The organism is Photobacterium sanctipauli, assembly GCF_003026495.1.
GTDB lineage: Bacteria > Pseudomonadota > Gammaproteobacteria > Enterobacterales > Vibrionaceae > Photobacterium > Photobacterium sanctipauli.
Map to the genome: position 1 here is coordinate 96,106 of NZ_PYMA01000002.1, position 12,558 is coordinate 108,663.

The window sequence follows — 12,558 nt, forward strand, 5'->3', positions numbered from 1 at the left end:
TGAAATTTTTATTCTTTATTCGCTAACTATAGGCTAGAGATGCCATTATGAAAATGGGTTTATAGCATCTGGTTTTATTTTGCTAAGTGTTTGGCTAGTCAGTAAAAGAATAAAAAAACACCAGCCTTATAGGGCTGGTGTTTTCAGGTAAGTTTATACCCTGGGGTATTTTCTTTAGGCCGTAAGGCTATTTGCCGGGCTACAGCACCATAGCCGCAATCCAGCCAAAGGCAATCAGTGGTAGGTTGTAGTGTAGGAAAGTCGGTACCACCGTTTCCCATACGTGCTCGTGCTGGCCGTCAGCGTTCAAGCCCGCTGTTGGACCCAAGGTTGAGTCAGACGCAGGGGAGCCCGCATCACCCAGTGCGGCAGCTGTACCGACTAGGGCTACCGTAGCCAATGGCGAGAAGCCGAAAGTGATACATAGCGGTACGTAGATGGTCGCTAGGATTGGGATAGTCGAGAAAGATGAACCGATACCCATAGTAACCAGTAGGCCAACAACCAACATTAGGATGGCAGCTAGCGGCTTGTTATCGCCAATTACGTCAGCCAATGAGCTAACCAAGGTCTCAACACCACCGGTTGCTTTCATTACCGAAGCAAAGCCCGCTGCGGCAATCATGATAAAGCCGATCATTGCCATCATGTGGACGCCTTTGGTGAATACGTCGTGGGTTTCCTTCCACTTGATCACACCACCAAAAGTAAACACCATGAAGCCGATCAGGCCACCAATGATCATCGAACCGCTGTACAGCTGGGCACCCAGTGCCGCAATGATGGCACCAACAGCAATGTAGACATGCTGCATGTTGATTTCAGCGTGCTCTGGTTCGCTCGCCAGGATTTTCTCTTCCGAGTACTCACGTGGTTTGCGGTAGCTAATAAAGGTGGCAACCAGCAGGCCGAAGATCATGCCCATCGCAGGTAGTAGCATTGCAAGCGGTACTTGGCCTGCACTAACGTCCAAACCATTGTCGTGTAGGTTTTTCAGTAGGATGTTATTTAGGAAGATGCCACCAAAGCCGACAGGTAACACCATGTACGGCGTTACAAGGCCGAATGTCAGCACACAGGCAATAAGGCGACGGTCTAGTTTTAGCTTCGCGAATACGTGCAATAGCGGTGGGATCACTATCGGGATAAACGCGATGTGAACCGGAATGGCATTCTGCGAAGAAATGGCCAAAAGCACTAAAATAGAAAGAACAGAGTATTTTACGCCAGTGGCTGCTGCTGCGTTGTGATGGCCGCTGATGCGCTTGATCACTTTTTGCGCCAGTACATCCGTGATGCCCGAGCGTGAAATGGCAACAGCGAAAGTACCAAGCATGGCATAGCTAAGTGCAGTGGTTGCACCGCCGCCTAGGCCGCTTTCGAAGGCACTGACGGTGTCCGCCAGTGGCATCCCGCCGATCAAGCCACCAAGAATGGCACTGAAGGTAAGCGCAACTACTACGTTGACCCGCATCAATGCGAGTACAAGCATAACGCATACCGAAATTACTACAGGGTTCATAAAACTTAGATCCGTCGTTGTGTTATGTCGTTAAAATGTTTGTATTACTACAACTGGCACGAAATGAGTGCCTAGAAAGTAGTATTTATAATTTAATTGGGCTGTTTTGCTCAAAACCATTCAGTTTGCTGAAAATTTACAACATGTCGAGAAAAATTTTACCGTAAAAGGGAATTTCTTTATCTGTGCTGTATGTCTTAGCCTTGTCATCAATGGGTGTTTATACTGGTTTGGATATTCGTTAAATGTATAACCTGTAGTAATAACAATGCGTTATTACTATTCATAAGCTGAAGTGTTGGATTGTTCACCAATTCGATGCTCAATTAAATGGAGTTTGTTATGAGTGTACTAGTAGGCCGTCCTGCGCCAGACTTTACTGCAGCAGCTGTTTTAGGCAACGGTGAGATTGTTGACCAGTTCAACCTAAAAGAGCACATTGCTGGCAAGCCGGCGGTTATTTTCTTTTACCCACTAGACTTTACCTTTGTTTGCCCATCAGAACTGATCGCTTTCGATAAGCGTTTTGCTGACTTCCAAGCGAAGGGTGTCGAGGTGATCGGTGTTTCAATCGACTCGCAGTTTTCCCACAACGCATGGCGTAACACCGCGGTAGAAGATGGCGGTATCGGTCCTGTTCAGTACCCATTGATTGCAGATACTAAGCATGAAATCTGCCAAGCCTACGACGTTGAGCATCCTGAAGCGGGCGTTGCCTTCCGTGGCTCGTTCCTGATCGACAAAGAAGGTGTGGTTCGCCACCAGGTTGTAAATGATCTGCCGCTAGGCCGTAATATCGATGAAATGCTACGTATGGTTGATGCGCTTCAGTTCCACGAAGAGCACGGCGAAGTTTGCCCTGCACAGTGGGAGAAAGGTAAAGAAGGTATGGATGCATCACCACAGGGTGTAGCCGCTTACCTGTCAGAGCACACTGACGATTTGTAAGGATCTGGATTGATTGCCGAGCTCAAGCGAGCTTGGCTGCAAATACAGTGAAGAAGAGAAGGCTAGCCAAGTGGCTAGCCTTTTTGTTGCTTAATCTTCTTGATTGCCGATGGTATCTACTTTGCCTGTTGCAAAGAATTCACCTACTTGAGCTTGCATCACACCATGGGTAATTAGCTCGGGAGCACCAGGGGCAAATGTACTAGGGGCAATGAAGGTTGAGTGGTTACCTTCTGCCGCCTCGTTGAACTTAGCAAAGTATTTCCCTCCTTCTGCTGGACCAGATGTAAAAGAATCCAAGCCGAATAGATCTGCCATTGGCTCGGTACCTGCAAATGGCTGGTTGAGGATCTGATTGATCGGCACATTGTTTGGTACAGTATCGTCGTTTTTGACTTGTAGCATGTACATCGGAATGTTGACTGGCTCATCGCTTCCATCTGGCGCTACGTTATTGCTAGCGAGCCAGGCGGCGTTCACTGGATCGGCTGTACCAATAATGGTTTGGGCGGCGTAAATAAATGAACTGAACGTTGAGCTCATTTCAGTTTTTATTTCATCGGACGCGGCGGCTTCGAAATTATCAAAACATATGTTCTCCCAGCCCTCAAAGCTAGTATCGGTGCAGCTTGCATCAGCATAGGATTGGTAATCCTTACTACTGCTATACATCAAGTTGTGTTTGATCATCGAGCCAAAGGCTTGCGAGCCGAATAGCAGGTTGCCGATATCACTCCCCGAATTGGCAAAGGCCGCTTTTTCAAATGAGAACATACCATCAACTGGCGTGCCGAGTCCGAGGGTACGGTTAGCTGCAACAACAGCTGGTGCGCCCACCACGCCCCCGAGTGAGTGGCCGAGGAAAGAAACGTTAGATGAATCTAACAGTTTTAGCTCGTCATCAGTTGTTAAATCGGTCACTGATAGTGCGGTACGTAGCCCGTTGATATCTAACATACTCTGGCGAATATTATCGCGGGCAACAGGTAGATAGGTTAGGTTCAGATAAGCTTGAATATCCGTGTTAGCCGAACGGTCGTCATCCAGGCTGCGATCACCGTGATGCGGATTATCGATGGCAAGTACAGCAATCCCTTTTGCTATCAAGTTGGCTGCGAAGGCATAGCTATTTTCTTTTACCGAAGTAATACCGTGTTGATATATCACAACCGGTAGCGAGCCATCGGCTGCAGCAACTGTTGGGGTGAACAGCAGGTAAGGTACATCTTCGAGTGACTTGATTTGCGGGATTGGACTGTATTGGGTGATCAAGCTTTCGGCATCAAGCGGTTGCCCGTCAGCATCCTCCAGCGAAAGGCCAACCAGTTTCAGTTGCTCGGTTGTATCCGTGGCTAGCTTGGTCACGTCAATACCAGCGGCGATAAGCTGTTCGGTAACCGTGGCGGCGAGCGCATCGTCACCCAGCGCGTTAGCAATAATTGCAAGGCTAGGCATTGCCGATTGGAATGGGGTGTTATTCCAATTATTTGTATCAGTTTCTAGGTAGTATGGGAGCTTGACCGTTCCTTTGGTAACGTTGATTGTCCCCGGGCTTGTTGCGCTATATAAGCCGATTAATGTTTGCTTTAGAGTCCCATTGCTATCATCGAGATACTTAGTGAAGTTATCGTCCTCACCAAGTGCGGCAGCATAGTCCTTGGTTGAGTCTGCTGAGATTGAGTAGGCTAGGGTCAAGTCAACATTATTAGGGTTAGCCGTGCCAGTCCAAACTGATTGAACCCCCTTGCCTGACAACACCCCAGAAGCTACGGCCGCTTTGGTTGCGTAAAGTGTTTCACCTACCGAGCCTGTTGTGAACCAGCTGGAGTAGATGATGGTTTTCGAATCCATGCCAGTACTTGCAAAAATCCCTTCAATCAAGTGGGTGACTTCTTGCGCAGTGACCAGATCTGAACTTGGTGCCTGGACGGTTGTTTTTAGCGCTGCATAAGATTCTGACATACCCACAGGCTCACCATTGCTGTCTTGCAGTTCGTCCGTGACCGCAAACATATAGTGGGACTTCGGGTTTAATGGCTTAGTTGGTTGAATGATAATGCTGTCGTCAACGGGCAGGGCTAGGTAGTCAACACCATATTGCAACTCAACGATATTGAATGGCGCTCCAGCCCGCGGATCGCTAGTCTCGATAACTGAAATCGCACTTGGGATCGTAGCGCTATTGAGTCCACCGCCAAACGGCAAGACAATGGGCTGAGTGGTACTCCAGCCATCAGTTTTGCCTAGTGCCGCAACCGGATCAGAGAGATCCGTCGAGTAATGATCGTCACCCATACTGCCCTCGGTCGACAGGGTGCCATCGATGGTATCCACTGCCATGAATGTTGGCAGGATTGGGTCAGTCAGTACATCAAATACAATCTTGGTGTCGGCCTGTAGACTCTTTAGGATGTGATCTTCATACTGAACCTTATTCTCGACCTTGGTGTCGTTGCCGCAGCCCGCCAGTGCCAGAGAGGCTGCCACGCTCAGTGCTAAAATACTTTTTTTCATTTGGTAATCCCTTAGCTAAATTTATCCACTTTTTCGGCTTAGAAGCTGTAGTTGATCTGAGCTGATGTCAGATAGGCATCGTTGGTAGCATGGAAGGTTTCTTTGCTTTCCTCGAAGCTGTTGCTCTTGCCGTATAGGTAGGTGAAGCCAAAGTCGAAGGTCATCTGGCTGCTGTAGTTGTAAGTGAAGCCTGCTGAGTACCAGTAACGATCGGTATCAGGGATGCTAAGGGTCGATTTACCTGCCTGCTCATCGAATGCAAAGCCGGCACGTAAGATCCAATCTGGGTTCAGGTTATAGGTGGCACCAATGGAGTAACGGAAGTTGTCATCGAAGTCTTCTTCTTTCAACAAACATTCGTTATTCACACATTGATCACTGGTGGCTTTGAGCTCTGTAAACTTACTCCACTGGATCCATTGCACACCGTAGTGAACTGCCCATTGGTTGTTGAGCTGGTGGAAGCCGCCAAACTCGGCAATGGCCGGAGTGATAACATTCAGCTTGCCGGGAACGGTCTCGCCAGCCTGCCCACTATTGATAAAGGCACCGGTGTAATCAGTGAAATCGCCATCAAATTTAAGTTCGACCTCCGAGCGGTAGCTTAAACCAAAGCGGTGATTTTCATTCACTTCGTACAATAGGCCAATGTTCCAACCCCAATCAATGGTATCGCCTTCGAGTTTCAATAAGTCGGCACTTGGGTTGCTTGGATTCAAGCCGCCTTGGTGACGAAGCAACTCGGCATCGGCATAGACCATATTAATACCCGCACCAATACTCAAGTTGTCGTTAACTCGGTAGGCGATATTCGGGTTTAGATTCAAGGTTAGCAGATCGGTTGTACCGGCATCAGAACCAAAGTGGAAGTCAGAAGGGTATTCAGTGGCAAAGCCGTAGTTGGTGAATAGGGCAAGTCCCCAGGCAAATTGATCGTTGATTGGTTGGATAAAGTATCCCGCTGGTACGACTGCGGTTGGGGCCACATCGGTTGCGGTTTCCCCAACGTTTTCAGCTTCAACATCTATTTGCGGATCAATATATGAGATTGCACCTGATAGCTGCATGGTATCGAACATCATCATGGCGGCCGGGTTGCGGGCTAATACCGACGCATTGTCAGCAACAGCGACTTCACCGGAGAAAGCGCGACCTAAACCTGATGCTGAATGTTCGTTTACTTGGAAGCCTGCCGCATTAGCATTGATGCTAACTAGCGCTGCGGCGACGGCCATAGCGGAGTATGTGATCTTTTTAGACATTATGATTGTTGCCTCTTATTTATATTGCTCTTTGCTCTTCAATCCATGAATAGAAAAGCTCAATCACTGAATCGCAGTGTTGGAGGGAGGCTTCTTTGTTGCGGAGATGGTTGCTCATTGCTGGTGTCACTTGCAGTAATGAACAACTTGAATTCCACGTTATTCTTTTGAAGCATTTATTAACACATTGAAACAGCAGTGGTCAGTATATCGGGCAAGATTAGAAATGTTAACCTAATGTAAAGCATTGTTTTTGAATGTAATGTCTAAAATTTAATCGATTATATTTCGGGTGTTTGAAACGAACATTTAAAATGAAACGGCCGTTTGAATCTTGCAGAAAAAAGCCCAGATAGTCTGGGCTTGTGCTGGGTTTGGCTAGGGGGCGCTGTTTGAATTATTCTTCGTTGGTCTCGTCATCTGTTTGAGGCGCAACGAGTGGCCAACCACCTAATTTCTTCCATTTGTTAACAATCTCACAAAATAGCTCTGCGGTACGTTCGGTATCATACAGTGCTGAGTGCGCTTCCTTGTTATCAAATGCAATGCCAGCGGTCGCACACGCTTTGGCAAGCACCGTTTGGCCAAACGCGAGGCCGCTTAGTGCTGCGGTATCGAAAGTTGCAAACGGGTGGAATGGGTTGCGCTTTAGTTTGGCGCGCTCAGAAGCTGCCATTACAAAGCTGTGATCGAAGTTGGCATTGTGGGCCACCATGATTGCGCGTGAACAACCGGATGCTTTTTGTTCTTTGCGGATCTGCTTGTAGATTTCTTTTAATGCGGTTTCTTCAGATACCGCGCCACGCAACGGGCTGAACGGGTCGCGGATCCCATTAAATTCCAGCGCCTCTTTGTGGATCACTGCCCCCTCAAAAGGCGTGACATGGAAGTGAAGCGTTGTTGCCGGCTTTAGCCAGCCATCTTCATCCATTTGAAGCGTTACAGCACAAATTTCGAGTAGTGCGTCGGTCTTAGCGTTGAAGCCAGCTGTTTCTACATCGATGACAACTGGAAAGTAGCCGCGAAAGCGACTTTTTAATGTGTTTAGTTCGTTATCTTGGCTCATAACACTACGGCAAAAATTGAAGTAATTGCGCATTATGTCAGATTCACATCCGGAGCTAAACCTTTAGACGGTGTGGCGATAGGGCAAGTCATTGTGATTTTGCTGCCTTTCTGTGTGTTGGCTAAAGATTTTTCTATTTGATCCGATACAATAGGGGCGAGCAGAACAGTAGGTAATGACTATGGGTAAAACAACTTTCACATATGGCTATGCAGCGTTGGGGGTGAGCTTGATGCTCAGTGGAACAGCGGTTGCTAATCAGCAGTATGTGGCCACGCCTGCGCAATCGAGCTGGAAAGTGGCAGTTGATACCCCTTTAGAATGCCGAATGCTGCATGCTATCCCCAATTACGGTGAGGCCCAGTTCATTTCCCGCGCCAGCAAAAAAATCAACTTGGACTTCGAGCTAAAAATGCGCCGGCCTATGGGTGAGACCCGTAATGTCAGTTTGGTTTCCATGCCGCCCAAATGGATGCCGGGCGATGCTGCCGAGCCTATTGCTCAAATTACTTTCTTCAAGCAGTTCGATGGTTATGTCGGCGGGCAAACCGCGTGGTCAATGCTGTCTGAACTGGAGCTGGGTCGCTACCCAACGTTCAGTTATCAAGATTGGCAACAGCGTAACAAGCTGGTGGAGGTGGGGTTATCGGCCGTCGCTTTCCAAACCTCGTATAACCAATTCAGCCAATGCCTAGATAACTTACTGCCTTACAGTTTTGAAGATATCGCCTTTACCGTTCTGCATTATGATCAGGATAGCGAAGAGCTTAATAAAGCATCGCAGCAACGATTGGCGCAAATCTCTGATTTTGTGCGCTACAGCGACGATGTCGATCTGGTGTTAGTCGCCACTTACACCGACTCGCAAGGTGGTAAGAATACCAACCAAGCGTTATCTGAACGCCGTGCCAAGCGGTTGGAAGACTACTTCATGCAAATGGGGTTGCCGAAGGATCGCATTCAGGTTGAAGCCTATGGCAAGCGTCGTCCAATTGCCGATAATTCAACGCCAATTGGCCGCAATAAAAACCGCCGCGTGGTCATTTCCCTGGGCCGTACCATCTTATAGCAACGGGGTTAGCTATTTTCTTGGGATAATATTCGATAAAACTGATTACTTGACTAACTTTATAGGGTGTAGTCGAAATAGGTAGTCAAATATGAAACCGTTGTTATTCATTGCACTGTTTGCCGCCTTTCCTTTAGTGGCTCAAGATTGTAATCCGGTGGCGAAAGTTGATGGTGTCCCGTATGAGGTGACGACCGACAAGGCCAAGTCAATGGGGTTGAACCGCTCTGAGTCATTTACTGTTTATACCGTATCGGGCAAAGCGCGCCTAGACCAGCAGGTCTACGATAAGCTCAAAGAGAAAAACATCGAATACTATTCCGTGGCCTATGTTGCGCCGCGTAGCTACGACAGTAACTACCAAGCCATTGTGACTGGCTATTACAATCAAGTGGAATAGCGATTTATTGTATTTCCTAAGGGGAAAGGCGGTTAGCGAACAGCAGCGACCGCCTTTTTGGTTTGTCGCCATTTCGTTTGGATCGACTCATGCAATTTCCCGCTCCCATTTCTTATTTTTGAAGCTGAACTAACTAGCAAACGGGCTAGATTTAGTGTGGAACAATAAAACTAAGAAGGTAGTGGTTATGAAAAAATTAGCTTGGCTAGCGATGTTTGGTTTTTGTTTTAGTGTCGGCACTGCGATTGCAGCTGACGACGTTGTGCTTGATAGCGATGTGGCTAAAGTGGGCTCTGAATTGGCAGCTGAAGTGAATGCTGAGCAGATCTCGGTTGAACAGGCTGAAGAGATGGGGCTGAACAGGGCTGAAACTTATGAGATCTCCAGTACCGTCAGCGTCGAAAACCTCGAACTGCAAATTGCTGAAAAGCTAAAAGAAAGCATCATGCCGTATTACTCTATCGAGTTTAATGACCCAACGAGCGACGATAATAACTATCGCGCTATCGTGACCGAATATTTCAGTAAAGTAGAGTAATGTAATTCGCTCTGACTACTAACAACAAAGCCCGTTAATTGCTGTAACGGGCTTTGTTGTTTTCTATCGGTCGTCGCTACAGCGTTATTCCGCTGGGTAGACCTTGTCTTTATACTCGCAAAGATCTTCGATAATACAGCTACCGCAGCGTGGCTTGCGGGCAATACAGGTATAGCGGCCGTGCAGGATAAGCCAGTGGTGGACATCGACCTTGAACTCTTTCGGTACGACCTTCAGTAGTTTCTGCTCAACCTGATCGACGTTTTTACCCATGGCAAACTTGGTACGGTTTGATACGCGGAAAATGTGGGTGTCGACAGCTATGGTCGGCCAGCCGAAGGCGGTGTTTAGCACAACGTTGGCTGTCTTGCGGCCAACACCGGGTAGTGCTTCTAATGCATCACGATCTTCAGGGACTTCACCGCCGTGCTTTTCAAGCAAAATACGGCAGGTTTTTATGACGTTTTCAGCTTTTGAGTTAAATAAGCCGATGGTCTTGATGTATTCCTTAACGCCGTCAACACCCAAGTCAAATAGGGCTTGCGGCGTGTTGGCGACAGGGTAGAGCTTGTCTGTGGCCTTGTTGACACTGACATCTGTTGCCTGGGCTGAGAGCAATACGGCAATCAGCAATTCAAACGGTGAGCTCCAGTTAAGCTCGGTTTCTGGGTGAGGGTTCTCTGCTCGTAGGCGTTCTAGGATTTGAACCCGTTTTTCATTGTTCATAACGACTTCCAGTTAAGCTGACAAACTCAGTCACATTGAATATTTGTAGGGCGTGCTGAGTAGTGTGTCTGATCTGCTGCGGAGACTTCATCTCCACAGCATGCGATCATCGACAAATTGAAAAATTAATTAGATGAAGTAACGCGAACTCGTTCGATTGTCGGCTTGTCTTGTTGTTTTTCCGCTTTCTTTTCACGCTGCTTATCAATGCTGTTCTTGATTGCAATCATGAAACCAACCCCGATGAATGCGCCTGGTGGCAAGATGGCAAGCAAGAAGCTGCTATCAAAACTAAATACTTCGATACGCAGAACCGATGCCCACTCGCCAAGCAAGCGGTCAGCGCCATCAAATAAAGTTCCGTTGCCAAGAATTTCACGAATTGCGCCAAGCACAACCAGGGCACCGCACATACCCAGACCCATCCACAAGCCATCAAGTACGGCTGCCTTAGGTTCGTTTTTCGATGCAAAGGCTTCTGCCCGGCCAATGATTATACAGTTGGTCACAATCAGCGGGATGAAAATCCCCAGTGATTGGTACAAGCCATAGGTGAAGGCGTTCATTAGCAATTGGACACAGGTTACCAATGCCGCGATTACCATGACGAATACTGGAATACGGATTTCAGAAGGTACCCACTGGCGAACCAGCGAGACGATCAGGTTCGAACCGACCAGGACGGCGGTGGTTGCCAAGCCTAGACCGAGTGCGTTGGTCACTGTTGCTGACACAGCCAGCAAGGGACACAAACCCAAAAGTTGAACGATGGCCGGGTTGTTATTCCACAGGCCGTTTTTCATTAATTCGTTATTCATACTGTTATCCACCCTGACAGTTCAGAGGTTGTGCGAATAAGGTCTGTTGCTGTTGTTGGTAATACAGTGATACATTTTTAACGGCACCTACGACAGCGCGCGGGGTGATGGTTGCCCCAGTAAACTGATCGAATTCGCCGCCGTCTTTGCGTACTGCCCAGCGGCTATCTTTCTCGCCTTCAAGCTTCTTACCGTTGAAGCTATAGATCCAATCACTGATGCGAGTTTCAATTTTATCGCCTAGCCCTGGGGTCTCGCTGTGGTTCAGGATCCGTACCCCAGTGACGACACCGTCTATGTCTAAACCAACAATTAGCTTTATTGCACCGCTATAGCCATCTGGTGCGATGGCTTCAATGGCAACCCCGGTTTTCTGGCTATTTTTCTCTGCAATATAGGCAGGCATAGGCTCTGGTGTACCCAGGTATTGCTCATTGGTGATCAGGGTGCAGCTTTTATATAGCTCGTTATCATGGCTTTCGGCCGGGATAACTTGGTTAAGTACTTTTAAGAGCTCTTTTTGTTGTTGCTCTTCGATCTTGCCTGCGGTGAGCAGGTGAGTAACCGAGACCAATCCGGTGGCAAAAATAGCAAATAGGGCGAGGATGCCACCGTTTTTTTTCATTGCGTTAATCATGGCAGCTCCTACTGGTGACCATAGGTTCTTGGGCGTGTGTAGTAATCAATGAGCGGTACACACATATTGGCAAGCAGGACGCTGAATGCCACACCATCAGGGAAGCCACCAAAGGTACGGATCAAAAAGACCAGCAGGCCAATCAATGCGCCGAAGATCAATCGTCCTTTAACCGTGGTTGAGGCTGAAACCGGATCGGTTGCAATGAAAAATGCACCCAGCATGGTTGCACCAGAGAAAAGGTGGAACAGCGGCGATGCTGAATTGTCTGGGCTGATCAAAAAGCCAAGAGTGCTCATCAGGAACAGCATGCCCAGCATGCCCGCAGGGATGTGCCACTGGATCACACGCATCTTCAGCATGATCACACCACCAACCAAGAAGGCGATATTTACCCATTCCCAACCGACACCGGCAATGGTGCCAAAAACTGGGCCTGATAGGATTTCCGTTGTGGTATGCCCGGTTGTTAGCGAGGTTTTCAAGGTGTCCAGTGGGGTTGCCATGGTCACGCCATCAACCGACACCCTTAGCTGGTGCACACTAAAACCGTCTTGGGTAAAACCGGTCATGATGGCACTTAAGCTGTCCATGAAGCTCACTGGTTCGGCACTAAGTGAAACTGGCGGTAGCCAAGTTGTCATTTGGAGCGGGAACGAGATCAGCAAAACAACATAGGCAACCATGGCCGGGTTAAATAGGTTTTGCCCCAACCCACCATAGAGGTGCTTGGCAATGATAATCGCAAACACCACACCAATCACAGTGATCCACCACGGTGCCAGCGGTGGGATGGAAATACCCAGTAGTACACCTGTCAGCAAGGCACTGTTATCGCGCAGGTAAGGGGTAAGTGGTCGATTGCGTAGTTTGACTATCAGTGCCTCAGCCGCAACCGCGCAGGATCCAGCTAAAACAACTTGTATCAAGACGCCCCAACCAAAGAAATACCATTGTGTTGCAACACCCAGCAGGCTACATAAAATCACCGTTCGCATTAGGCTGCTAGTGCTACGGCGACTGTGGGCGTGTGGGGAGCTGGCAATATTAAAAGCCAC

The 12,558-nt window shown here is 48.2% G+C and carries 12 protein-coding genes; 4 read left to right on the plus strand and 8 right to left on the minus strand.

Translation table 11 applies throughout. The features are described 5' to 3' along the window. Window positions 1–199: 199 nt before the first annotated feature. Window positions 200–1,522 (minus strand): Na+/H+ antiporter family protein, encoded by a 1,323-nt coding sequence (locus C9I98_RS03660; protein ID WP_036817082.1) that lies wholly within the window; start codon window positions 1,520–1,522, stop codon window positions 200–202. Between the two features lie 342 nt (window positions 1,523–1,864). Here C9I98_RS03660 and C9I98_RS03665 point away from each other — a divergent pair, with 342 nt between their 5' ends. After that, on the plus strand, window positions 1,865–2,470 hold the full coding sequence (locus tag C9I98_RS03665; protein ID WP_036817083.1) for a peroxiredoxin C: 606 nt from the start codon (window positions 1,865–1,867) through the stop codon (window positions 2,468–2,470). Window positions 2,471–2,560: 90 nt separating this feature from the next. Here C9I98_RS03665 and C9I98_RS03670 read toward each other — a convergent pair whose 3' ends face one another. The 3 genes from C9I98_RS03670 to rnt form a co-directional block, all read right to left on the minus strand. Further along, window positions 2,561–4,984, minus strand: coding sequence for a VolA/Pla-1 family phospholipase (locus C9I98_RS03670; RefSeq protein WP_036817084.1), 2,424 nt, complete (start codon window positions 4,982–4,984; stop codon window positions 2,561–2,563). A gap of 38 nt (window positions 4,985–5,022) precedes the next feature. Continuing rightward, a complete protein-coding gene (locus C9I98_RS03675) occupies window positions 5,023–6,246 on the minus strand; it encodes an outer membrane protein transport protein (RefSeq protein ID WP_036817085.1) in 1,224 nt (407 codons plus the stop codon). Window positions 6,247–6,643: 397 nt separating this feature from the next. After that, on the minus strand, window positions 6,644–7,312 hold the full coding sequence (gene rnt, locus C9I98_RS03680; protein WP_036817100.1) for a ribonuclease T: 669 nt from the start codon (window positions 7,310–7,312) through the stop codon (window positions 6,644–6,646). Window positions 7,313–7,544: 232 nt separating this feature from the next. Between rnt and motY the strand changes: the two genes are divergently transcribed. From motY to C9I98_RS03695, 3 genes are all read left to right on the plus strand, one after another. Next, on the plus strand, window positions 7,545–8,381 hold the full coding sequence (gene motY / locus C9I98_RS03685) for a flagellar protein MotY (protein WP_245907097.1): 837 nt from the start codon (window positions 7,545–7,547) through the stop codon (window positions 8,379–8,381). A gap of 91 nt (window positions 8,382–8,472) precedes the next feature. Beyond that, window positions 8,473–8,781 (plus strand): hypothetical protein, encoded by a 309-nt coding sequence (locus C9I98_RS03690; protein WP_036817089.1) that lies wholly within the window; start codon window positions 8,473–8,475, stop codon window positions 8,779–8,781. 187 nt (window positions 8,782–8,968) lie between these two features. Next, window positions 8,969–9,319, plus strand: a complete 351-nt coding sequence (locus C9I98_RS03695) for a hypothetical protein (protein WP_036817092.1) — start codon at window positions 8,969–8,971, stop codon at window positions 9,317–9,319. Window positions 9,320–9,403: 84 nt separating this feature from the next. Here C9I98_RS03695 and nth read toward each other — a convergent pair whose 3' ends face one another. The 4 genes from nth to rsxD all read right to left on the minus strand — a co-directional run bounded on the left by nth (window position 9,404) and on the right by rsxD (window position 12,558). Continuing rightward, window positions 9,404–10,045 (minus strand): endonuclease III, encoded by a 642-nt coding sequence (nth, locus tag C9I98_RS03700; RefSeq protein WP_036817094.1) that lies wholly within the window; start codon window positions 10,043–10,045, stop codon window positions 9,404–9,406. Window positions 10,046–10,170: 125 nt separating this feature from the next. After that, window positions 10,171–10,863, minus strand: a complete 693-nt coding sequence (locus tag C9I98_RS03705; protein ID WP_036817097.1) for an electron transport complex subunit E — start codon at window positions 10,861–10,863, stop codon at window positions 10,171–10,173. Between the two features lie 4 nt (window positions 10,864–10,867). Next, window positions 10,868–11,500, minus strand: coding sequence for an electron transport complex subunit RsxG (gene rsxG / locus C9I98_RS03710; protein ID WP_036817098.1), 633 nt, complete (start codon window positions 11,498–11,500; stop codon window positions 10,868–10,870). A gap of 8 nt (window positions 11,501–11,508) precedes the next feature. Then, window positions 11,509–12,558, minus strand: coding sequence for an electron transport complex subunit RsxD (rsxD, locus tag C9I98_RS03715; protein WP_107271594.1), 1,050 nt, complete (start codon window positions 12,556–12,558; stop codon window positions 11,509–11,511).